The sequence below is a fragment of the Flavobacterium sp. HNIBRBA15423 genome (assembly GCF_052655965.1).
Genome location: NZ_CP199751.1, coordinates 2,715,117 through 2,738,630, shown reverse-complemented (window position 1 = coordinate 2,738,630; position 23,514 = coordinate 2,715,117). Strand labels below are relative to the sequence as shown.

General features: G+C 30.6%; 19 protein-coding genes. 9 read left to right on the top strand and 10 right to left on the bottom strand.

The window, feature by feature from the left end:
- Positions 1 to 108: 108 nt before the first annotated feature.
- The 5 genes from ACULEV_RS12410 to ACULEV_RS12390 are packed head-to-tail and all read left to right on the top strand — an operon-like array spanning position 109 to position 4,976.
- Positions 109 to 408: a hypothetical protein gene (locus ACULEV_RS12410; protein ID WP_445455371.1), complete on the top strand. Its 300-nt coding sequence runs from the start codon at positions 109 to 111 to the stop codon at positions 406 to 408.
- Positions 409 to 2,271: a DNA mismatch repair endonuclease MutL gene (gene mutL, locus ACULEV_RS12405; RefSeq protein WP_445455370.1), complete on the top strand. Its 1,863-nt coding sequence runs from the start codon at positions 409 to 411 to the stop codon at positions 2,269 to 2,271.
- Entirely contained in the window at positions 2,271 to 3,074 is an 804-nt protein-coding gene (locus tag ACULEV_RS12400) for a rhomboid family intramembrane serine protease (RefSeq protein ID WP_445458545.1), read from the top strand. The genes mutL and ACULEV_RS12400 overlap by 1 nt, the downstream gene beginning before the upstream one ends.
- A 9-nt stretch (positions 3,075 to 3,083) precedes the next feature.
- On the top strand, positions 3,084 to 3,932 hold the full coding sequence (locus ACULEV_RS12395) for a rhomboid family intramembrane serine protease (RefSeq protein WP_445455369.1): 849 nt from the start codon (positions 3,084 to 3,086) through the stop codon (positions 3,930 to 3,932).
- The gene (locus ACULEV_RS12390; protein ID WP_445455368.1) at positions 3,933 to 4,976 is read left to right on the top strand and encodes an endonuclease/exonuclease/phosphatase family protein; all 1,044 of its coding nucleotides are present in this window, start codon (positions 3,933 to 3,935) and stop codon (positions 4,974 to 4,976) included.
- 5 nt (positions 4,977 to 4,981) lie between these two features.
- Here the strand turns inward: ACULEV_RS12390 and ACULEV_RS12385 are convergent, their stop codons facing one another.
- The 7 genes from ACULEV_RS12385 to ACULEV_RS12355 form a co-directional block, all read right to left on the bottom strand.
- Positions 4,982 to 5,593: a WbqC family protein gene (locus ACULEV_RS12385; protein ID WP_445455367.1), complete on the bottom strand. Its 612-nt coding sequence runs from the start codon at positions 5,591 to 5,593 to the stop codon at positions 4,982 to 4,984.
- 77 nt (positions 5,594 to 5,670) lie between these two features.
- Positions 5,671 to 7,383, bottom strand: coding sequence for a signal peptidase I (gene lepB / locus ACULEV_RS12380; protein ID WP_445455366.1), 1,713 nt, complete (start codon positions 7,381 to 7,383; stop codon positions 5,671 to 5,673).
- A 46-nt stretch (positions 7,384 to 7,429) separates the two neighbouring features.
- Positions 7,430 to 7,792 (bottom strand): four helix bundle protein, encoded by a 363-nt coding sequence (locus tag ACULEV_RS12375; RefSeq protein WP_445455365.1) that lies wholly within the window; start codon positions 7,790 to 7,792, stop codon positions 7,430 to 7,432.
- 52 nt (positions 7,793 to 7,844) lie between these two features.
- The gene (gene dapB, locus ACULEV_RS12370; RefSeq protein ID WP_445455364.1) at positions 7,845 to 8,543 is read right to left on the bottom strand and encodes a 4-hydroxy-tetrahydrodipicolinate reductase; all 699 of its coding nucleotides are present in this window, start codon (positions 8,541 to 8,543) and stop codon (positions 7,845 to 7,847) included.
- Between the two features lie 44 nt (positions 8,544 to 8,587).
- Complete coding sequence (locus ACULEV_RS12365; RefSeq protein ID WP_445455363.1) at positions 8,588 to 9,157, bottom strand: DUF5683 domain-containing protein; 570 nt, start codon at positions 9,155 to 9,157, stop codon at positions 8,588 to 8,590.
- Entirely contained in the window at positions 9,157 to 10,053 is an 897-nt protein-coding gene (locus ACULEV_RS12360) for a ParB/RepB/Spo0J family partition protein (protein WP_445455362.1), read from the bottom strand. Before ACULEV_RS12360 ends, ACULEV_RS12365 begins: the two co-directional genes overlap by 1 nt.
- A 6-nt stretch (positions 10,054 to 10,059) precedes the next feature.
- The gene (locus ACULEV_RS12355) at positions 10,060 to 10,824 is read right to left on the bottom strand and encodes a ParA family protein (protein ID WP_445455361.1); all 765 of its coding nucleotides are present in this window, start codon (positions 10,822 to 10,824) and stop codon (positions 10,060 to 10,062) included.
- A gap of 525 nt (positions 10,825 to 11,349) precedes the next feature.
- On the opposite strand from ACULEV_RS12355, the gene ACULEV_RS12350 reads away from it, so the two are divergent.
- Entirely contained in the window at positions 11,350 to 12,978 is a 1,629-nt protein-coding gene (locus ACULEV_RS12350; RefSeq protein WP_445455360.1) for an amidohydrolase, read from the top strand.
- 105 nt (positions 12,979 to 13,083) lie between these two features.
- On the opposite strand, the gene ACULEV_RS12345 is transcribed toward ACULEV_RS12350, so the two are convergent.
- Positions 13,084 to 14,211: a methionine aminotransferase gene (locus ACULEV_RS12345; protein WP_445455359.1), complete on the bottom strand. Its 1,128-nt coding sequence runs from the start codon at positions 14,209 to 14,211 to the stop codon at positions 13,084 to 13,086.
- Positions 14,212 to 14,473: 262 nt separating this feature from the next.
- Between ACULEV_RS12345 and ACULEV_RS12340 the strand changes: the two genes are divergently transcribed.
- The 3 genes from ACULEV_RS12340 (at position 14,474) to ACULEV_RS12330 (ending at position 20,204) form a co-directional block, all read left to right on the top strand.
- Positions 14,474 to 15,172: a hypothetical protein gene (locus ACULEV_RS12340; protein WP_445455358.1), complete on the top strand. Its 699-nt coding sequence runs from the start codon at positions 14,474 to 14,476 to the stop codon at positions 15,170 to 15,172.
- 317 nt (positions 15,173 to 15,489) lie between these two features.
- Entirely contained in the window at positions 15,490 to 18,759 is a 3,270-nt protein-coding gene (locus tag ACULEV_RS12335; RefSeq protein ID WP_445455357.1) for a VIT domain-containing protein, read from the top strand.
- Between the two features lie 536 nt (positions 18,760 to 19,295).
- The gene (locus ACULEV_RS12330; RefSeq protein ID WP_445455356.1) at positions 19,296 to 20,204 is read left to right on the top strand and encodes a glycerophosphodiester phosphodiesterase family protein; all 909 of its coding nucleotides are present in this window, start codon (positions 19,296 to 19,298) and stop codon (positions 20,202 to 20,204) included.
- Positions 20,205 to 20,263: 59 nt separating this feature from the next.
- Here ACULEV_RS12330 and ACULEV_RS12325 read toward each other — a convergent pair whose 3' ends face one another.
- Positions 20,264 to 22,669 (bottom strand): T9SS type B sorting domain-containing protein, encoded by a 2,406-nt coding sequence (locus ACULEV_RS12325; protein ID WP_445455355.1) that lies wholly within the window; start codon positions 22,667 to 22,669, stop codon positions 20,264 to 20,266.
- Positions 22,670 to 22,905: 236 nt separating this feature from the next.
- The gene (locus ACULEV_RS12320; protein WP_445455354.1) at positions 22,906 to 23,481 is read right to left on the bottom strand and encodes a transposase; all 576 of its coding nucleotides are present in this window, start codon (positions 23,479 to 23,481) and stop codon (positions 22,906 to 22,908) included.
- Between the last annotated feature and the right edge of the window lie 33 nt (positions 23,482 to 23,514).

Genomic DNA, 23,514 nt, shown 5'->3' with positions numbered 1-23,514 from the left:
TTGTTTTTTATAGAATTAAAAAATCCCGATTATATCGGGATTTTTTGTTAACAAAAAATTCAGATAAAAAAGCGCAAAAATCCTTAAATTTGAAAAAAATAGTTTCGCATGATTAAATTTGGAAGAGGTCAATTCAAGTTGCCAAAAAATAAAAAGTTTAACTATACACCTCGTCATTATGAAGGAAAAAAAATCGATAATTTATATGATTTTGATTCTTTGATAAGAAAAGATAGAGATGCGGTTAGTTATAACGACCTTAGAGCACATTGGAGTGAAGCACGAACTAATAGTAGACACAAAGGGAATAGACAATTTAATTTAAGAATTTTAATCATTGTTTTAGTTTTATTGTTACTTTTTATGTACATAATAGATTTCGATTTGTCTATTTTTAAAAAGCAATAAATGTCTAGTATAATTCAGTTATTACCCGATCACGTTGCTAATCAAATTGCTGCTGGTGAGGTTGTGCAACGACCTGCATCTGTTGTAAAAGAATTGCTTGAGAATGCTATTGATGCTAAAGCAACAGATATAAAACTAATTGTAAAAGATGCAGGTAAAACATTAATCCAAGTTATTGATAACGGACTAGGAATGAGTGTTACCGATGCACGTTTGTGTTTTGAACGACATGCTACTTCAAAAATTCGTAATGCAGAAGATTTATTCGATTTGCATACAAAAGGTTTTCGTGGTGAAGCATTAGCGTCTATAGCTGCAATCGCTCATGTAGAATTAAAAACCAAACAAGACCAAGAAGAATTAGGCCATCATATTATTATAGAAGGTAGCAAATTTGTGTCTCAAGAAGTTGCAGTTTTGCCAAAAGGAACGTCTTTCTTAGTCAAAAATTTATTTTTTAATATTCCAGCAAGACGTAATTTCTTAAAATCGGAAACGGTTGAAATGAAACATATAGTGGATGAATTTCAACGTGTAGCATTGGCACATCCTTCTATATATTTCACATTAATTCATAATGGAAGCGAAAATTTTAATTTACCTTCTTCAAATTACAGACAGCGTATTGTAAATATGCTTGGAGGTAAAACCAATGAGAAATTGGTTCCAGTGTCTGAAGATACTGAAATTGTCACTATTAGTGGTTTTATTGGTAAACCAGAGTATGCAAAAAAGAGTAGAAGTGAACAATTCTTTTTTGTAAATGATAGATTCATAAAAAGTGGTTATTTGCATCATGCTATTATGAGTGCTTATGATGGTTTACTTAGAGAAGGCAATCAGCCAAGTTATTTCTTATATTTAAAAGTACCACCGCATACTATCGATATCAATATTCATCCTACAAAAACAGAAATAAAATTTGATGACGAACAAGCTTTATATGCTATTTTACGTTCTTCTGTAAAGCATAGTTTAGGTCAATTTAATGTCGCTCCTATTTTAGATTTTGAAAGAGATCCTAATTTAGATACTCCTTACGAATATAAAAATAAAGGTACTGATGCTCCTTTAATTCAAGTAGATGCTAATTTTAATCCATTTGCAGATGAAAAAGCAATAAAATCATCTTCTAATTCTTATGCCTCTAGTGGAAATTATACAAAAAAAGATACATCTAACTCTTGGGAAAGTTTGTATGTAGATTTACGTCAAGATACTAGAGAAGTAGAAAGCATTTCTTTTGAAAGTGAAGAGGTAACTGGATCATTTTTTGAAAGTAAAGAAACAGAAATAACACCTTCAAGAACTTATCAAATTCATAAGAAATATATTGTAAGCTCTATTAAGTCTGGAATGCTTGTGGTGGATCAAAATAAAGCACATCAACGTATTTTGTACGAACAATATCTTACAAATATAACGGTTAAAAAAGCGTCAAGTCAACAATTACTTTTTCCTTTAGAGTTGCATTTTTCAATAGAAGAGATGTCTTTCATAAAAGAATTATTGCCATCTTTAGAAAATACGGGTTTTATTTTTGATGGAATGCATAAAGATGGTATTCATATTACTGGAATTCCTGTTTCTATTCAAGAAAGTGAAGTTAGCATTTTACTGGAAGAATTAATTAATGGTTTACAAAATGATATTCCAGAAAGTACGTTTTCTTTAAATGATGGTATTGCTAAAACAATGGCAAAAAGTCTTGCAGTAAAAACGGGAACTTATTTAACAGAACTAGAACAAGAAAATTTGGTGAATGGTCTATTTGCATGCAAAGATCCTAATGTTTCACCTTTTAATAAACCAACCTTCATTACAATAAGTGTTGAAGATTTAGATAAAAAATTTGCATTATGATGAGAATGACAGATATGGTTAAGCACTTGCTAATCATTAATATTATATTTTTTGTTGGGAGCTATTTGGTTCCTAATTCTTTTGATTTATTGGCGTTGCATTATTTCGAAAGTGATAAATTTCAGCTTTGGCAGCCTATAACTAGTATGTTTATGCATGGAGGAATTGGTCATATTTTCTTTAATATGTTTGCCTTAGTTTCCTTTGGAAGTGCCTTAGAACAACTTTGGGGAGGAAAGAAGTTTTTATTTTTTTATTTTTCATGTGGTATAGGTGCTGCATTACTTCATACAGTTGTTAATTATTATGAAATACACCATATATTAAATTTTGTTGATCATTTAAATTTATCAACTGCGGAAATTCATAAATTACTTAATATTGATTATAGTTCTTTGTTTGATGATAATGGAGTAATGGTAAAAGGAGAAATAAGTTCAATTTTAGATAGAGTTAATGCAAATCAGGAAGATTTTAACTATATAGTTAAAGCTGCAAGTATTGCGGGAATTTCAGCTGTAGGAGCTTCGGGTGCTATTTATGGTTTATTAGTTGCTTTTGCATATCTTTTTCCAGATGCAGAATTAGCATTAATGTTTATACCAGTGCCTATAAAAGCAAAGTATTTTGTTCCAGGATTGTTAGCAATTGATTTGTTTTTAGGGTTAAAAGGTAATTCCTTGTTTGGTAGTGGAGGAACAGGAATTGCTCATTTTGCTCATTTAGGAGGAGCTATAATTGGTTTAATTATCATTTGGTATTGGAAAAAAAATCAGTTTAATAAACATCGTTGGGATAGATAATTTTAACTTATGAATATTTTAGAAGACATAAAATTGCAATATAAAATGGGAGGCATTGTTCAAAGGTTACTCTTTTGGAACATTGGTGTTTTTATTTTGTCGATTGTTTTTTTCTTTTCTTTTTCTACTAGAAATTTTAATTATCCAGATTGGTTGGGCTTGTATTCTTATAATAACCAACTTATAACTAAACCATGGACAGTAATAAGTTATATGTTTTTGCATGCTAGTTTTTTACATTTGCTATTCAATATGTTAGTATTACATTTTTCTGGTAGACTATTTTTAACTTATTTCACAGGAAGACAATTATTTGGAGTCTATATTTTAGGAGGAATTTTTGCAGGAATAGTATTTATAATGTTATATTATATACTTGGAATACATTCTGTCTTAGTTGGTGCAAGCGGAGCAATCATGGCTATTCTAATAGCTACTGCAGCTTATGCTCCTTATATGTTATTACGTATTCCATTAATAGGAACGGTGAAGTTGTGGCAAGTAGCTTTTGTGATTGTTTTATTAGATTTAATTCAATTACCAATGAATAATGGAGGAGGACATTTAGCTCATTTAGGAGGAGCTTTTTTTGGTTTTTTATATGTAAAATTACTTCAAAAAGGTACAGATTTATCCAAAGGAATTTCAAAGTTACAAGATGTGCTGGAAGGAATTATTTCACCAAAGAAAAAAACTCCTTTTAAAAAAGTACATAAGAATAAGAACACTATCTTTACCAATGCTTCTACAGATATGAATCAAAAAAAGATTGATGATATCCTAGATAAAATTAGTAAGTCAGGTTATGACAGTTTAAGTAAAGAAGAAAAAGAATTTTTATTTAAAGCAGGCAAATAATTGAAAAAAGAATCATTAATAAGTAGGGTAGCCTTTTTTTGTAACAAAGTTTTAGCTCTGTTAACATTCCTTGCTTATATTTTGCCTTTTCTAGCCCCAAAATTATTCCCTTTTCTAAGCGTTCTTACTTTATTATTGCCTTTGTTTCTCTTACTTAATGCTGCTTTTTTTATTGTTTGGGCATTACAATTAAAAAGAAAAATGTTGCTTTCTGGAATGGTCTTATTAATAGGAATTACTTTTATAAGTAAATTATATCGTTTTAATGAAACGGTCTTAGAAGTTGAGCCAGATGATTTTACATTGATGAGCTATAATGTTCGTTTATTTAATAAATATGAATGGTTACCCAATAAAAAAGTGCCAAATGATATTTCAGATGTAATTCAAGATTGTAATCCAGATATTTTATGTCTACAAGAATATACATCAGATGAAGAGGTAAGATTAAGAAATTATCCTTATAAAAATATTGAATTAGAAGGACATAAAAATAAATACGGACAAGCTATTTTTTCAAAGTTTGAAATTATTAATACGGGTAAAATTACTTTTCCAAATTCGAGTAATAATATCATTTTTGCAGATATTCTTAAAAAAAATGATACAATACGAGTATATAGCATGCATTTGCAATCGGTTAAAATTAGTGCGGACATTCATGAAAAATTAGATGAAAGTAAATCCAAATTCATTTTTAAACGAATTAGTGAAGCTTTCAAGCAACAGCAACAACAGTCTGAACTCATAAAAACACATTATGAAAGTTGTTCTTATCCAAAAATTATATGTGGCGATATGAATAACAGTGCTTTTTCCTATGTTTATAGAAATATTAAAGGAAATATGAAAGACGCATTTCAGGAAGCTGGTTCTGGTTTTGGGAAATCGTATAATTTTAAATATTATCCAGCTCGAATTGATTATGTATTTGTAGAAGATTCTTTTTTAGTGAAAGAATTTGTGACAAACAATCAAGTAAAATTAAGCGATCATTTTCCAGTAATTACACGTTTGAAAATGATTGATAAAATACAAAAATAAAATCTTTATAGTTTTTGTTTTAACAAATAGTCTTTTGCATGTCTTCCTTCATTAAATAATAAGTCTAAAATGCTTAAATTAGGAATGAAACCTTCTTTTTCATTAAAAACTTGTGTGTAAGGATCATTAGTAAAAGTGTCTTTTTTACCATTGGCTAAAAGCCTAAAATCATTATAATTTATTGCTTCATGAAAGTATTCTTCTGTTTTAGAAAAAGATAAAGAAATACCTAAACAATTATTTATAATTTCAAAAATTTCAAAATTCAATTCCATTATGAAGGTGTGATTTTTTTCAAAAATGGGAAGAATATCATCTTCAAAATATTCAAAAAAAGGAGAAGTTCTATAAGCAGCTTCTAAGGATTTAAAATGATTTTTCTGCCAATCGAAAGCATTTTCAATCCTAACATCTTTGTATTTCTGATGCTTTTCTTTACTATGTTTTATGGGAATATTTAGCATTTGAATGCCATTAGGACTGTAAATATACATGCGATTACGATTCGTTTGCTTCTGAAAATTATCTTCCATTTCAAAAGTAATAGAATCTGCCTGAAGCATTGCTGTGTAATGACTTATAGAAGGGAAATAGGTAGGATGTAATAAGATATTCATCAATTCAAATTGTTTAAGAATGTATAAGAGTTTAACTAAGCCGAAACTAGGTTAAACTCTTACACTATAAATAATTTTTAAACGTTTTCTTTAGCTTTCTTTTTCTTTTTATAGAAATGCTCACCAACAAAATAAAGTGCTAATAAGACTAAAAAGTATTTAAAATAGGATTTTGGTTGTCCATCACCACTTACTGTTGTAAATAATCTTTCCCAGCGAATTTTATTTATTCCTTTTCCATTTGAATTCCAACTCATCCAGATGAATACTGGTTTTCCCACAATATGATCTTCTGGGGTATAACCAAAATAACGGGCATCCAAGGAATTGTGACGGTTGTCTCCCATCATCCAATAGTAATCTTGCTTGAAAGTATAGGTTTTTGTTACTTGACCATTGATTTTAATTTCATCTCCATTAACTTCAAGTGTATTTCCTTCATATTCAGTAATAATAATTTTATATAAAGGAAGTGTTTCTTTTGTTAGAGTAACTGTTTTTCCAGCTTCAGGAATATAAATAGGACCATAATTATCAGAATTCCAATCTCTAATTGGAGATTCTTTTCCGTCTTTAAAATCTGGAAAAATACCATCTTCAGGTCCTTTTTTAATACGCCTTTTTGTAGATATAATTCTAGAATCAGATTTCATTCTTTCAACTTTATCAAAAGTCAGATTTCCAAGCGTATAATTACTTGATATTTTTAAGTTTAATTTATCAAATACTTCTTGTGAAATACTTCCAGAAATTATAGATGTTTCGGTATCTCTTTCTATTTCTTCTATTGAAAAATTATTAATTAAATGTTCTTTTACCTCTGGTCTGTCCCATATTTTGTTTTCAATTTCAAATAAATAAGAACTCTCGGTTATTTCATAATCATTTAGTAAATTTTGTGAAATAGATTCTTGAGTCTTTATTATATAAAAATATTGTGGTTTTGCTCTTTCAGGTAAGATTAATTCTTTCCCATTAATAAAGACAATTCCATTTTTTATTTCTAATGAATCTCCAGCAATACCTACACAACGTTTTACATAATTTGTCTTTTTGTCAATAGGCTTATCAATTCTTATGTTTGAAGGATGATACATATTGTCTAAAGTATCTCTTGGCCAGTTAAAAACTACTATATCATTGTTTTTAATCTTTTCTAATTTTGGAAACCTAAAATAAGGAATTTGTGGTTTTTTCAAATAAGATAAAGTTCCCACTAAAGGAAGAGAATCATGAACCATAGGAGCAGCAATAGGAGTCATAGGTGTTCTTGCTCCATAATTAAACTTACTCACAAATAGAAAGTCACCTATTAATAATGATTTTTCTAATGATGAAGTAGGAATAACATAAGGTTGAATAAAATAAGTATGTACAAAAGTAGCTACTACAATAGCAAATGCTAGAGAACCTAAAGTATCCATTGCTTTAGTAGGAGCTTTTAAGTCACGATTGGCATGATATGTTACTTCTTGGGTATAATTTACATACATAATGTACAAACCAAGTGTAACTACTCCTAAAACCATATCTAAAGTGGTTTTTTTACCAAAAGTCCTCAAAGTTTCAATCCAAATGATTGGAAACATAAACAAATTAATAATAGGTATAAAAAGTAACAACGTCCACCATGTAGACCTATTGATGATTTTCATTAAAGCTATAGCATTGTAAATAGGGACAAATGCTTCCCATCCTTGTCTTCCAGCTTTAATGTATAATTTCCAAGTTCCTAATCCATGTATAACTTGTACTATTAAGATGAATAATAACCAACCTTGTACTGACATATTTTATTTTTTTAAGAGTGAAGAAAATAGAGCATAGAAAATAGACTTAGTCTAATCCATTTTGAAACGACATTGTCATTCTCTGAAATTCTTCAATTTTGTTTTCTAATTTGTTAAATGTTTCTTCGTTTATGTATCTTCTGTGTTTTGCAACTATCAATTGAGTAATTAATTCAAATGATGAACCCAAAGAATAATCAATAAAATTGCTAAAAGATTTATTAGTTCTAGCTGAACCTTCTGCAATATTACTTGGAATAGAAACTGAACATCTGCTAACTTGTGAACTCAAATCATATCTTTCATGTTTTGGAAAGTCTAATAAAATATCTGAAATATCATTTGCTATCTCGATACTTATTTGCCAAATTTTAAGATTCTTGTAATTATGTCTCTTATTAGCATTCATTATCTATAAGTAACTATCTTTCTTCTATTTTCTTTACTCTATGCTCTATTTTCTAAATTCCTAAAACATCCTTCATAGTAAAAACTCCTTTTTTTCCTAACAACCATTCGGCAGCTACAACAGCACCTAAAGCAAAACCTTCTCTTGTATGAGCGGTATGTTTTATTTCAATTTGGTCTACTTCACTATCATAAAAAATGCTATGAGTGCCAGGAATATTTTCAATACGTTTTGCTTCTATATGAATTTCAGAAGATGTTGCATTATCTAAAGTCCAATTTGTATAATGGGCATTCTTAATTATTCCGTTTGCTAATGAAATGGCAGTTCCGCTTGGAGCATCTAATTTTTGAGTATGGTGAATCTCTTCCATTGAAACGTTATACTGTTTCAAGTTGGCCATCATTTTTGCTAAATATTCATTTAGTTCAAAAAAGACATTCACTCCCAAACTAAAATTAGAACCATAAATAAAACTTCCGTTTTTACTTTCACAAAGAGCAATTATATTTTCATAGTCTTCTAACCAACCTGTTGTTCCTGATATAACAGGAATATTTCTTTCAAAACAAGCTGAAATGTTAGCAATAGCACTTGTTGGAATACTAAAATCTATGGCAACATCAGCATTTTCAAGTCCGTCATAATTGTCATTTCTCCCTTTTTTTAATACAATTTCATGACCTCTATCCAAAGCTATTTTTTCAATAACTTTTCCCATTTTTCCGTATCCTAAAAGTGCAATTTTCATGAAGTATTTGACGTTTTTATTTGGTATTGTTAGCCAATGAAATGTTAAAAATTATAAGTAAGTTTTATACCAGTTTTGAACTGGTAATCCGTTTCATTTTGATATAATTCAGGTCTTACCGATAAATTTTCATTTACATTAAATTGTAGTAAATGTGCATCTACATTAGCATCAATTATATTTAAAATATAAATTCCCGCAGTTATAAGAGCAGATAAATCACGATTTCGTTGATGGAATTTCTGTCCTCTAATTAATCCGTCATTTGTAAGACTACCATAAACAGGATGATCACCAGGCTTGGTGGTACCATCTAAACGAGCTTTATATTCGTCTCTAAATTCGTGGTATTTTTTATTATTCCAAGTGTAAAAATAAATTCCAGCGCCTAAACCTCCATAAACTAATGGAATCTTCCAGTATTTTTTATTATAGGCTTGTCCAAGACCTGGTAAAACAGCCGAATAAAAGGCGGCTTTTGCTGGTGATAATGGATTTATTTTGGTGTATTTAGTTGCTACAGTATCTTTTACGACTAGAGAAATTTCCTCTTGTGCTATACCTTTACTACTAAAAAGTAAACAAAAAAAAGATATGATGAATAGCTGTCTCACTAATTATTAATCAATTTCAAAATGCGATTAAAATCTTCCTCAGAATGAAACGGAATAGTAATTTTTCCTTTACCATTTCCTGCCACTTTTACATCAACTTTTGTTCCAAAAAATCCAGTAAATACTTTTTGATCTGTTTCTGCTACTTCAAAACTTTTTGTAGTTTGTTTTGCTGCTTGCGGTTTTAAACTATCTTGATATTTTTTTACTAAAGCTTCTGTTTCTCTAACAGAAAGATTTTGGCTCACCACTTTATGATAAATATCGGATTGAGCATCATCATCTTCAACAGAAATTAAGGCTCTACCATGTCCCATAGAAATAAAACCATCTCTCATACCCGTTTGAATAATTGGGTCTAATTTCAACAAACGTAAATAATTAGTAATAGTAGAACGTTTTTTTCCTACACGATCACTTAATTCCTCTTGTGTTAAATTAATTTCATCAATTAATCTTTGGTAAGAAAGCGCTACCTCTATTGGATCTAAATCATGACGTTGAATATTCTCCACTAAAGCCATTACTAATGACTCATTGTCATTTGCAATTCTAATATAAGCAGGAATAGTTTCTAAGCCAGCTAATTTAGAAGCACGAAGTCTACGTTCTCCAGAAATTAATTGGAATTTATTAAAATCTAATTTACGAACAGTAATAGGCTGAATAACACCTAATTCTTTAATAGATTTTGCTAATTCTTTTAATGTTTCTTCGTTAAAATTACTTCTCGGTTGAAACGGATTTATCTCAATTGCATCTAATTCAAGCTCGATAATATTACCTACTACTTTATCAGCACCTTTGTCTTCTACCGATTTAATATCGTTTGAAGGGTCTTTTAATAAAGCCGATAATCCTCTTCCTAATGCTTGTTTTTTTTCTGCTTTCGCCATCTTTTTCTACTTATTTTTCTTGATAATTTCTTCCGCTAAATTAATATAATTGGTAGCACCTTTACTTGTGGCATCATAATTAATAATGCTTTCACCATAACTAGGAGCTTCACTTAATTTAATATTTCTTTGGATAACCGTTTCAAAAACCATATCGTTAAAATGTTTTTGAACTTCTTCCACTACTTGATTCGATAAACGTAAACGAGAATCATACATGGTTAGTAATAAACCTTCAATATCTAAATCTGGATTGTGTATTTTTTGAACACTCTTAATCGTGTTTAGTAATTTTCCTAAACCTTCAAGAGCAAAATACTCACATTGGATAGGAATAATAACACTATCTGCAACGGTTAGAGCATTTAAAGTTAGTAAACCTAATGAAGGAGCACAATCAATAAGTATATAATCGTATTTATCCTTAACAGATTCTAATGCTTTTTTCAGCATATACTCACGATTTTCTTTATCAACTAGCTCAATTTCGATAGCTACCAAGTCAATATGTGCTGGTATAACCCAAACATTAGGAGCATTAGTTGCTATTGTAGCTTCGTCTGGAGTGTTACTATGTTCTAAAACTTGATAACTACCTATCTCCACACTTTCTACATCAATTCCTAATCCTGAACTAGCATTTGCTTGAGGATCGGCATCAATTAAGAGCACTCTTTTTTCTAAAACACCCAGTGATGCAGCAAGATTGATAGACGTTGTTGTTTTTCCTACACCACCTTTTTGATTTGCAATTGCTATGATTTTACCCATTTGATTTCTAAAAATTTTTGAGTGGTAAAAATACAATTATTTATGGTTTTTTCAAGTCAAATTTGTTAACATTACATTAAAGTACAACAACACCTCTATTTTAAAGAACAAATCCACTTTTTTTATTTTTTTGAAGCACACAATTCTTTTTTTAAAATAAAAACAGTCCCGCTATTCACTCTATCTTTTTTACTATTTTTTTTGGAAAGAAAAGGAGAGTTACTAGTAAAAAAGGATGCCGTTACTATCGGGGCTAATTTAGAGAAGTAGTATTTTAAAACAAAAAAACACGAAATAAATCGTGTTTGTGATTAAATGTCTCTTTTAGGACTATTTTTTTTATCTCTTTTTTCAGCTTTCTTCTCTTTAGCAGTTCTGGTGGGCTCTTTTTTTGCTGTTTTCTTAGCATCTTGACTCTTTGCCATAATTTTTATGTTTTAGTATTAGTAAAGGTAGTATAAATAAGTTTTCAAGTAGTAAAAATTAAGATATTCTTATAAATTTGTTTTCTTAAACAACTATAACATGAAAGTTTTAAAAACAATTGCCTTTTTTTTGCTATTTATATTATCATCGTGTATCAAAAACAAAGAATCTGTTGATTTAATTATTGCCAATGCTAAGATTTATACCGTTAATGAGACTTTTCAATTAGTAGAAGCCTTTGCCATTAAAGATGGAAAAATTATTGCAGTAGGTACTAGTAAAGAAATAAAAGAAAAATACCAAGCAAAAGAAACAATTGATGCTAAGAATCAGTTTGTTTACCCTGGTTTTTATGACGCTCATGCACATTTGTATCGATTAGGTATTACCATGCAAACTGTTAATTTGAGAGATACAAAAAGTTATGACGAAGTAATAGCAAGAGTCATAGCCTTTCAAAATAAAAAGAAAGTCGATTTTATTGAAGGAAGAGGTTGGGATCAAAACGATTGGGAAAACAAAGAATTTCCTTCTAGAGAAAAATTAGATTCCTTATTTCCAGAAACTCCAGTAGTATTAACAAGAATCGATGGTCATGCTATGTTAGTAAATGGCAAAGCATTGGAATTAGCAGGAATTACACCAGTTACTAAAATTGAAGGCGGTCAAATTGAAGTGATTGCGGGTAAAACAACAGGAATTTTAGTTGATAATGCGATGGAACTAATAAAAGCAATTACTCCAGAGCCTAATTTAAAAACTAAAATTCAAGCGTTGAAAGATGCCCAACAAACTGTTTTTAACTATGGAATAACTACTATAAATGAAGCAGGTTTAGAACGAGATATTATCGAATTAATAGATAGTTTACAAAAAGCCAATCAATTGGATTTGAATGTGTATGCTATGGCTCTTGCTTCAAAAGAAAATTTAGACTATTATACCCAAAAAGGAATTTATAAGACAGATAAATTAAATGTGCGTTCATTTAAATTCATGGGTGATGGAGCTTTAGGCTCAAGAGGGGCTTGTTTGCATTTGCCTTATTCCGATAAACCAAAACAATTTGGAGCTTTGTTAACACCAATTGATGAAACTAGAAGAATTGCCCAACAAATTGCTAATTCAGATTACCAAATGAACGCTCATGCAATAGGAGATTCTACAAATACAGTCTTATTGAAAATATACAAAGAAGTTTTAAAAAATAAACCGAACCGAAGATGGAAAATTGAACATGCACAAATTATGCAAGAGCAAGATTTCGATTATTTTACTTTGGGAATCATTCCATCAGTACAGCCTACACATGCTACTTCCGATATGTATTGGGCAGAAGATAGAGTAGGTGCTGACCGAATTAAAAATTCTTATGCCTATAAAAAAATATTGGACAAAGCTGGTTTAATTGCTTTGGGAACCGACTTTCCTATCGAAGAGGTTAATCCCATGTTAACGTTTTATGCTGCTGTAGCCAGAAAAGATTTAAAAAACTATCCAGAAAACGGATTCCAAATGGAAAATGCTTTAACACGTGAACAAACCTTAAAAGGAATGACCATTTGGGCAGCCTATTCTAATTTTGAAGAAAAAGAAAAAGGAAGCCTAGAAATAGGAAAATGGGCCGATTTTACTATTTTTTCAGAAGATATTATGACGATGGATATTGATAAAGTCCCCTACACATTGCCAACTCAGGTTTTTGTGAAAGGAAAGAAAGTGAAGTAATAAATCCAATTAAAAAATCACGAATTAGAACATCTGTTTAGCTGTTAATTCGTGATTTTTTTAATTTCCATTAACCATTAACCATTAACCATTAACCATTAACCATCAACAATTAATTAATTTTTTTGCAGCAGCAATCAAAGTCTCATCTGTTTTAGCAAAACAAAAACGAAGCATTTGTTTGTCGGTTGCCTCTTTGTAAAAAACAGAAATTGGAATAGTGGCAACACCATGTTTAGTAATTAATTCTTTTGCAAAATCCATATCGTTTTTAGTACTAATTCTTTTGTAATTCACTACTTGGAAATATGTTCCTTCACAAGGCATTAGTTCAAAACGACTGTCTTTTAATAAACTTTGAAATAAATCGCGTTTGTGTAAATACATTTTAGCTATCTCGCTGAAATCAACCACATCTAAATAGGCTGAAATTACATGTTGAGAAAAACTATTCACACTAAAGACCAAAAATTGGTGCACTTTTTTAATTTCTTGCATTAGTTTTTCGGGAGCAATTAAATAGCCTACTTTCCAACCTGTAACGTGTAATGACTTTCCAAAAGAAGAGGCAATAATGGTTTTGTTAATCAATTTTGGACGCGTATTTACAGAAATATGGGGATGAGCAAACGAAATATATTCATATACTTCATCACTTAAAAGTAAAATTTTTGGATGTTTCTCTAACAAATCTTCCAAAGCCTCAAATTCGCTTTCATTCCAAATTCGACCCGTTGGATTATGAGGATTATTAATTATGATTAGTTTTGTTTTAGTAGTAATTCCTGCTTCAATTTTATTAAAATCAGGAGAATAATCATCGTTTAAGGAAATACGAACTGGTTTTCCACCAGCAACCAAAACAGAAGGTTCATAGCTGTCATAACTAGGATCCAAAATAATTACTTCATCACCTTGATTGATTAATGCATTAATTGTTGTGTAAATTCCTTGTGTTGCACCTGCGGTAATTAATAATTCTGTAGTGGTATTTACTTTTCTTTGATAGCTTTTCACAGTCAAAGCTGCAATTTTTTCCAATAATGCAGGCAAACCAGCCATAGGAGTATATTGGTGTACATTTTCACGAAGCAAGCGTTCCGAAATTTGTAATAAACGGTCGTCTACAGGAAAATTTGGAAATCCTTGTGATAAATTAATAGCTCCATGCTCATTTGCTAATTGAGACATTACTGAGAATATACTTGTGGGAATATTGGGTAGTTTTGACATGTGGTAAAAATAGAAAAAAGTTGGGAATTTTGTATCATTCAACTAGGTATGCTGTTTTACAGGTAAAAAACACTTGTTTTAGCTTCATATATACTAGTATATGCATCATGTGTTCTATTTATTATATAGAGAATTAAATATATTTATGAAATGAATTAGTATATATTTATTTTTTTTTGTCTAAAATTAATATTTGTATAAAAAATAAATATTAATACTAATACTAATAATAATATAAATATTTACTTATAAACTAAAAATTATGAAAACAAAATTACTGTCTATTTTCTTGTTATCTGTTGCATTTTCTTTTGCTCAAGTTGTCATAACAGATCAATCTACTCCAGAAGCAGTAGAACAAAACCAAAATATAACACTTAGTTTTACATATACATCTACTGTTGAAGTATATGATTTTCAAATTAAACTACTAATATTAGATGGAAACGGAGATGAAATGACAATGTCAGATTCTCAGGTGTATGTGGGTAGTGGATATTTAGGAAACGCACCTCAGCCAACAAATGTATTAACTGGTCCAAATAGATTACCTATTGCTAGTACACCTACAACTGTTACTTTTTACTCATGGATAAATCCATCTACTGTGCCAGTTGGTACAAATTATAGATGGAATGTTAATTTAAATGGCGGTACTGATCCTGGATTTAATGTTTTTGGACCCTATGCACCAGTTACAGTTGTTCCTGAAGGATCACTTGGCGTAAAGGATTTCTCCATCAACAAAGATGAAATGTACATTAGTCATGAATTGAAATCACTAGTAGTAAATACAAGTAATGTTGCATCAGAAAGTGCTTCAGTTTATAATATAATGGGTAAAAAAATTGTTTCTATTGATAATTTAAAAGAACAAGCTTCTTTTGATTTTTCAACGTTAGGAAACGGAGTGTTTGTATTACTTACAAACGATAATCGTACATTAAAATTTGTTTTATAATAATGTTAAAGTGAGTTAGTTATTATCTGATTTTGTGTTGATTTTTAGATTTGGAAAACTGCTTAGAAGAATATATTTTTTTGTGATAGGTCAGTTATAGATATTTAAAGTAAACAAACAACAAATTTGAATTTGATTTTTAGCAGAGAATTGTAAACCAGACAGAGGAAACTTTGTCTGGTTTTTTATTTGTTTTAATTAGTGTTACGCTTAAAATCAAAGTGATTATACAAACTTAAAAAAAACAAACCCCATCCCAACCTTTTCATCTCAATTATACTCTATATCTTTATAACCTCTCTTTAAAAGATTATAAGATGAAAAAAGTCATTCTATTTTTCCTGTTTGTAAGCCATTTTGTAATGGGTCAAAATCCACAATTAACTGTAAAAGATAAAGATTCTTCCTTAGTGCGATTGAGCCAACTGAAAGTAAATGTAAAGGTGGTTGGCAATATTGCTTACACCACAACCGAGATGCATTTCTTCAATGCTTCTTCTCGTGATATGGAAGCAGAATTATTGTTTCCGTTACCAGAAGGCGTTTCGGTATCACGCTATGCTATTGATATTAACGGAAAAATGAGAGAAGCCGTTCCTGTAAATAAAAATAAAGGAAAACAAGTTTTTGAAGCTATAGAACACCGAAGAGTAGATCCAGGACTTTTAGAAAGGGTAGAAGGAAATAACTTTAAAACCCGTATTTATCCTATTTTACCAAATAAGGAACGCATTGTAATCATAGGTTACGAACAAGAATTGAGTACTTACGATACCTCGCATTTAGGCTATCAAATGGTGAGTGCTTATACTAAAAAAATAGACGATTTCGAGTTGCTAGTTTCCGTTGTAGGGTCGAATGAAAAACCGATTATTACCAATGATGGAAAGGAAATTACAATTGAAAAATTCAATACGATTTATCAAGCAACTATTCAGCAGAAAAATTATTTACCTAATGATAAATTGTTGGTCAAAATTCCAATTACTTCTGCTATTCCAACAGTAATTGCTCAAGCGAATGACAATCAGTATTATTTCTATGCCAATATGCATTTGGAAACCGAAAAGAAAGCCAAAGTGTTACCAAAATCGATAGGTTTGTTTTGGGATGTATCTTTAAGTAGTGCGAAGCGAGATGTAAAAAAAGAATTAGAATTACTAGATGCTTATTTTAAAAAGTTAGCTACTGTTGAGGTGAGTTTGTATTTCGTTGGTTTTACTTTCGATAAAAAAGCCGATTTTACGATTACCAATGGGAATTGGTCTGCTCTACGAACGGTTTTAGAAACAGTAAATTATGATGGAGGTACTCGTTTTTCAGAAATTAAATTTCCTAAAAAAGACGAAATTCTATTTTTTACAGATGGATTGTCCACTTTGAGTGACGCTACTTTATCTGAAAGTAAACAACCAGTGTACACCATCACCTCTTCTGTTACTGCTGATTATGCATTTTTGAATTACAATGCGATGAAAACTGGTGGAACATTTGTAAACTTAAACCAAGTAAAGAAAGAAGAAGCTTTAGATCACTTATTGTATAAGAGTTTGTTGTTTTTTGGGATAAAAGATAATCCCACATTGGTGGAAACCTATCCAATGATTGGCACTTCAGTGACTGATAATTTTAGTGTTTCGGGTATTTCGCTATTACCAACTAATGAAATTACGTTACTATTTGGTTATGATGCCAATACTCTTTCGGAAAGGAAAATTCAGTTAGACGTAAAAAATCAAGCTATTGTAGAAATTAGTGTAGAGAAGCTTTGGGCACAGAAAAAAATAGCCAATTTGGAGATTCAGTATGAGAAAAATGCGGAAGAAATTGAAATCATGGGTAAAAAGTATGGTATCATTACACCAAACACTTCCTTAATTGTACTGGAAGATATAAACGATTATATTTTGTATGATATTATTCCACCAGCAGAATTAAGAGCAGAATTTGATAAAATTAAAAAAACTCAATTAGCAGAAAGAGAAGTTGTAAAAAAGAACAATTGGGAAAGTATTGAAAATTATTTTAATGGATTGTCTTCTTGGTGGAAAAAAGATATTAAATATGTGAAGCAAAAACCTGTAAAGACTAGAAAACCATCACAAAATAATACTGTAACAAGAACCAATTTACAACCAAATCCTACTGGAGAAGTAAGACAAATTACAATTACTGTTAGTGATGTATTAGGGCCATTAGCAGGAGCTACTGTTCAAGTTAAAAATACTACTACTGGTACTAGTACAAATTTTGATGGTAATGGGAGTTTAAGCGCTAAGACTGGTGATGTGTTGGTTGTCAGTTTTGTAGGTTTAAGAGCGCAAGAAATTAGAATCGAATCTCCATCCAATTACACCATTACTCTTGAAAGCGACGGTTCGGATTTGCAAGAAGTTGTAGTTGCTGCTTACGCAGTTGAAGATAGAGGTAATAGAAGAGAGAGAAGAAGAGCCGAAAGAAGAAGCGCTAGTTCAGTTCCAATGGACACTGTTGAAACTGTTGAAGCCGTTGAAGCTGTTGAAGATTTTAATGGAGAAGAAAATGATTCCAAATTAAGTGTAGGATTAAATTTTGAGCAAGCTTTAGCTGGACAAGTTGCAGGAGCAGCAATTACAACAGATTCAACTTCTATTTCAAATGAGACATTAAGTAATTCATCAAACCCAAGAACAGTAAAAACAAGCAGTTGGAATCCAGATCGAATTTATTTAAAAGCTTTAGACAAAGCAACTAAAGAAGAAAAATATGCTTTGTATTTGCAATTGCGAGAAGTCAATAAAACCAATCCAAGTTTTTATTTTGATGTTGCCAATCATTTCTACGAAACTGGAGATAGAGCCAATGCCTTATTAGTTTTGAGCAATATTGCCGAATTGGATTTAGAAAATCATCAATTATATAAATCCTTATTGTATTTATTACGTCAGTGGGAAGCAAATGAAATAGCCTTGCATGTAGCAAAAAAGATTGTGGCTTGGAGAACACACGAACCGCAATCTCATAGAGATTTAGCCCTGACTTTAGAAGATAATAAACACTATCAAGAAGCCTTTGATGCCTTAATAACCGCTTTGGAGACCAATTATTATGGTGAAATGAGTGGTGTTTATGAAGGTATTGAAGATATTATTCTAATGGACATCAATCGAATGATTGCCTCACATAAAAGTATCAATACTAGAAAGTTAGAAAAAAAATATTTAGAGCACATTCCAGTAGACGTTCGCATTATTTTAAATTGGAACCAAATGGATACCGATATCGATTTGCATATTGTTGAACCCACAGGAGAAGAGTGTTATTATTCTCATACCAGTACAGAAATTGGAGCACGATTTTCTAAAGATTTTACACAAGGTTATGGACCAGAACAATACTTATTGCGCAATGCAGTAAAAGGAAAATACCTAATTAAAACAAATTACTTTGGAGAAACAAAATTAACACAAAACGGACCAGCAACGGTTATGGTTGAAATATACATTAAAAGAAAAAATGGCAAAATAGAACGTACTTTACAAACCATTCAACTAGGAAAAGTGAAGCAAAATGAAAATTTAGCAGAGATTGAAATTGAGCAAGAATAAGGAAAAGGATTGTATTTATTTTTAGGAGCACAAAAATAGTTTTTCAGAAGAAAAGTAGTCCTGCTATCCGTTCTATCTTTTCTTTTTTAAGAAAAAAAGAAAAGGATGTCACTCCTATCAGGGCTAGAATAGCACTTTTTTCTTTTTAAACTATATTCCAAAAGTAGGCAATCTTGGATTTGAAGACTCGCTTCGTGTTTACTAGTCTTACTTATGATTTCTAACGTCAGTTCAAGTTTTTTCAATGGAATGCAATGGAATTGAAAAATGCCTGTCCGCCTATGGAGGATATCGAGAACTCTTGTACTGAAAACAAAAAAGTTGTAGCAAAATATTTTTTTTAAAAGAATTGCTACAAAAAGTGTAGCAATATTTTCAAAAAATAAAAAATGCTACAAAAAATGTAGCAAAATAAAATTTTTACAAAAAATGCTACAAGAAAAAGAATGATGAATTTATCGATTAATTAACATTTGCTCAATGGCTAGAATTCTTAGAATACCTACTTTTGTGCTTCAAATTTTAAAAATACTATTTTGAAGAAGATATTGGTTTTTGTCGTAGCACTTTGGAGTGTTTTTTCAGTTACAGCTCAAGAAAAGTTGTATACATTAGATTTTGAAAATAATGCAGCTTTTAAAACATTTTTTAGAGCATCAAGTAATTTTTATCCTTTGGTAAGTGCACATCGTGGTGGTCCAACAACGGGTTTTCCTGAGAACTGTACAGCTACTTTTGAGAACACTATAAAATATAATGCTGCTGTTATTGAAACCGATATAGCTTTAACCAAAGATTCGGTTTTAGTAATGATGCATGATAATACTTTAGATAGAACGACTACAGGAACTGGTGCTATTAATGATTATACCTATAAAGAGTTGCAACAATTATTTTTGAAAGATAACGAAGGGAATATAACCAACTATAAAATTGAAACCTTGGATGAAGTTTTGCAATGGGGAAAGAGCAAAGTGGTTTATACTTTAGATGTAAAACGTGGTGTGCCTTTTAAAATGATAGTAGAAGCAGTAAGACGCAATAAAGCAGAGAATTATTCGATTATTATAACTTATAATGCTAATCAGGCAGCTGAGGTTGCTACATTAGCTCCAGATATGATGCTTTCAGTTTCTGCTAGAGGAAAAGAAGATGTAGAACGTATGGAAAACTTAGGAGTAAAAGCTGAAAACATGGTCGCTTTTGTAGGAACAACATTTCCTAAGACTGAAGTTATCGACTACATGAAATCAAGAGGAATTACTTGTATTTCTGGTACAATGGGTAACTTAGATAAAAGTGCTATTGCAAATGGCGATAAAATTTACCTAGATATTGTAAAAGCAGGTGTCATGATTATTTCAAGTGATAGACCTGCGGAAGTAGCTAAACAAATGGACGTTTATATTAAAGAGAACAAATTGAAAAGTAAATACATAAACTAAAAAACGTGTTTATTACCCATAAGAAAGACCTAACGGATAAAAAGAGTTAGGTCTTTTTTTTATCTAATTAAACTAAAATGAGACTTAAACATTTTCATAGTATTATTTTCTATAAAATTTATAGTAAACCAATAATCGCTTGCAGGTAATTGCTTTCCGTTAAAAGTACCATCCCAACCAGAAGAATGGGGAGAAAGTTGTTTTATTAATTTTCCATAGCGATCAAAAATTGAAATTGTAGAGTAGGAAAAATTATTGGATAAGTTAATAGACCAAGTATCGTTAATTCCATCTCCATTGGGTGTAAAAAAATAAGGATAATTAACAATGAAAATCTCTTTTGTTAAAGATTCCGAACAACCATTTACATCCATTACTGTAATAAAATGTTGTCCATAACTTACGTTTTCAAAAACAGCATTTTCTTGAAAAACACCATCATCAAGTTGGTAAAGATAATTTCCACTAGAAGATTCAGCTATTATCGTAATAATTTGATTTTCTGAAAAAGCAGTAGATAGGTTATAATTTAAACTCGTTAAAGCAGATTGTAAAACCAACACGGATATGGTTTGCGATATAGCACATTGTCCAGGATTTGGTGTAAATGTATAGGTTCCAGAATTAATATTATCTATTATAGAAGGATTCCAAGTGCCTGTTATTCCATTAGGAGAAATGTTGTCTAAAATGGGCGGTGTTGCACCTAAACAGAAAGTTATAGTATCATTAAAGTTTGGACTAAAACTATTATCAACAGTTATAGCTAATTCGTATGGAGCAATAGTTGTACACTGCAAAACTTGAGGTGTAAAAGTATAAATAGTGGTTCCAAAAACAGAAGTATTTATTGTAGAAGGATTCCATGTACCAGTAATTGGTGTTGTGTTTGAAGATGTTGTAGGCAGAGTAGGTGCACTTGCGTTTAAACAATATAATAAGGATATACTAGGAAAGGTAAGATTTACAGTTTGAATAGGATTTATGTTTATAGTAATTGTTTCTGATGTACCATTGCATCCATTTACTGAAGGAGTAATTGTGTAAACCACTGTTCCAGTTGAGTTTCCTGAAGCATTCAAAGTTTGTAAAATTGTATTTCCAGTTCCAGTTGTAGCACCAGTACTATTATTCTGTGAGACAGTCCAACTAAAAGTAGTATTTGGATTACTAGTGGAGAGAGAAATTGCTGTAGTTTCTCCTGAACAAATGGTAGTGTTACCATTTATAGTCATTATAGTCATTGGATTTAAGGTAACTGGTGTTCTGTTGTTGCTTATACAACCCGTTGCATTTACTGTTTCTGCATAGTAAGTTCCAATTGTTGTTGGTGTGAAAGAAGTAGCATTTGTCAATAATAAATTACCATTTGTAGAAGCATCATACCAATTTACAGTTTCATTTGGGTTAACCGTTACTGATAAAGAAGTATTTGAATTACTACAAGCTGTAGGATTTCCATTGCTTACAGGTGCATTTGGTAATGGACTAACAATTACACTAAAAATATCGGATAAAGTCGAACAAAAATTATTGTTTATATTGGCCAAATCTTGAGCTACTTTAACTCGGTAATAGGTTGTAGTTGCTAAAGCAGGAAAGGAATAAGTAGTATTATTTTGTCCCATAATATCGGTGTAATTGACATTGTCATTACTTTGTTGCCATTGGTAAAAATGTGAGGAAGAACTAGAAGTTGTAACTTCCAAAGTATTATTCGCTATAGCTTCATTAGGACATACCGTTATGGTATTTCCAGATGTAATTGTATTGGCAATAGATGAATAAGCTCCACAAGAACGAAACATTATATCATCGATGGCTAAATCATTTCCACAACCACCAGCACCATTGTTTTTCATTTTTAAAACGACAGCCGTTTGTCCAGCACCCATAGTAAAAACTAAGCCATACTGTGTCCAATTGGGCGTTGAAGTTCCAGCAATATTTCCTGTACTTCCAGATTGCAAAAGAATAGTTTCTGTTGCGTTCCAAATTTCAAAAGAAACATTAATAGGAATTCCAGTGCCAGAACAACCACTAGAAGCCGCATTATAGATATTTAATAGCCAAGCTGAAAATTCAAAAGTAGTGTTGCTACATAAGCCTGTAACTACTCTTCTGTAAAATTGGCCTAGTGTATTACTCGCATTTACAATTAAACATTTTCCATTTGTGCCATCAGGTTGCGTATCAGGAGTATGATCTAATGAATACAACCAGTTTTGAGAATTAGGAATTAAATTGGTTCTATGGAACAAAGTATATTGACCGTCTTGCGGAAAACCACTTGCTACATAGGTATAATTTGTTACACCAGTAGCCAATTGTGGACCATAATTTGTTCCACTTCCAAAATTTTCAAAAAATATAGGAGCACCACTACTTCCATTGCAAAAGTTCAATTGTCCAAAAGTGAAGGTATAGTTGATTAAAAATAGTACTAGAAGGTATCTTTTTTTCATTATTGCTAAAATTGTAAAAACTAAATATCATATTTACTAAATATAATGTCTTAATTTTTAGAATTGTACAAATTGAAGCTTATAAAAACTATACAGAAACTAGAATCTTTAAGAGATTGGGTTTAAGTAAGTCATAGGATTAGGTTTGATATAATTTTAAAAAGCAAATAGCCTAGTTATTGGACTAAGCTATTTCTTCTTGTTGAGGTGTTGTAAGGGTGTAAATAAACACGAAATTAAACCTCTAATGCTTGCTCAAGAGGAAAAAAGTTTCCTTTTTCTTGATGCATATATTTAAAATTATCTAAATCACTAAACATTTCGATAACTTCTTTTCGTTTAAGTTTAGTTGGTTTTTCAGAAATACAACTTAGATACGAACTCCAAGGATATTGTATAGGATACTCACAAATGTTGTGATGTATTGGATTATTATGGATGTAGGCAACTAGGTTTTGAAAATAAGTGTTGTCGTTAATTTGTTTTCGTCTAAAAGGTCTTTCAAATAAAGCACCGTGTCGCTTATAGCTTTTATTATATGCTTTTGTGTAAGCATTAAACAAATTTGAAAAAGATTGAGAAGGTAAAATAATTTTCTCTGAAGTAATTTCAGGAATTTCCTTTATTCTTACCAAAAAATGAAAATGGTTTTTCATTAAACACCAAGCAAAAGTCTCGGCTATAGGGTCAATATGAATTGAATAAAGTTTAAGGAAATGTTTGTAGTTTTCTTTAGTGTTAAATAGTGTTACACTATTTATTCCACGATTGTAAATGTGGTAGTATTTACCACGTTCTAAGGCTTGTATCATAATTATTTTGGCTTATATATAAGACAAATATAA

What these genes read in the sequence shown, in the direction of transcription:
- ACULEV_RS12410 (WP_445455371.1), top strand. Translation starts at nt 109, where the DNA reads ATGATTAAATTTGGAAGAGGTCAATTCAAGTTGCCAAAAAATAAAAAG.
- mutL (WP_445455370.1), top strand. Translation starts at nt 409, where the DNA reads ATGTCTAGTATAATTCAGTTATTACCCGATCACGTTGCTAATCAAATT.
- ACULEV_RS12400 (WP_445458545.1), top strand. Translation starts at nt 2,271, where the DNA reads ATGAGAATGACAGATATGGTTAAGCACTTGCTAATCATTAATATTATA.
- ACULEV_RS12395 (WP_445455369.1), top strand. Translation starts at nt 3,084, where the DNA reads ATGAATATTTTAGAAGACATAAAATTGCAATATAAAATGGGAGGCATT.
- ACULEV_RS12385 (WP_445455367.1), bottom strand. Translation starts at nt 5,593, where the DNA reads ATGAATATCTTATTACATCCTACCTATTTCCCTTCTATAAGTCATTAC.
- lepB (WP_445455366.1), bottom strand. Translation starts at nt 7,383, where the DNA reads ATGTCAGTACAAGGTTGGTTATTATTCATCTTAATAGTACAAGTTATA.
- ACULEV_RS12375 (WP_445455365.1), bottom strand. Translation starts at nt 7,792, where the DNA reads ATGAATGCTAATAAGAGACATAATTACAAGAATCTTAAAATTTGGCAA.
- dapB (WP_445455364.1), bottom strand. Translation starts at nt 8,543, where the DNA reads ATGAAAATTGCACTTTTAGGATACGGAAAAATGGGAAAAGTTATTGAA.
- ACULEV_RS12360 (WP_445455362.1), bottom strand. Translation starts at nt 10,053, where the DNA reads ATGGCGAAAGCAGAAAAAAAACAAGCATTAGGAAGAGGATTATCGGCT.
- ACULEV_RS12355 (WP_445455361.1), bottom strand. Translation starts at nt 10,824, where the DNA reads ATGGGTAAAATCATAGCAATTGCAAATCAAAAAGGTGGTGTAGGAAAA.
- ACULEV_RS12350 (WP_445455360.1), top strand. Translation starts at nt 11,350, where the DNA reads ATGAAAGTTTTAAAAACAATTGCCTTTTTTTTGCTATTTATATTATCA.
- ACULEV_RS12345 (WP_445455359.1), bottom strand. Translation starts at nt 14,211, where the DNA reads ATGTCAAAACTACCCAATATTCCCACAAGTATATTCTCAGTAATGTCT.
- ACULEV_RS12340 (WP_445455358.1), top strand. Translation starts at nt 14,474, where the DNA reads ATGAAAACAAAATTACTGTCTATTTTCTTGTTATCTGTTGCATTTTCT.
- ACULEV_RS12335 (WP_445455357.1), top strand. Translation starts at nt 15,490, where the DNA reads ATGAAAAAAGTCATTCTATTTTTCCTGTTTGTAAGCCATTTTGTAATG.
- ACULEV_RS12325 (WP_445455355.1), bottom strand. Translation starts at nt 22,669, where the DNA reads ATGAAAAAAAGATACCTTCTAGTACTATTTTTAATCAACTATACCTTC.
- ACULEV_RS12320 (WP_445455354.1), bottom strand. Translation starts at nt 23,481, where the DNA reads ATGATACAAGCCTTAGAACGTGGTAAATACTACCACATTTACAATCGT.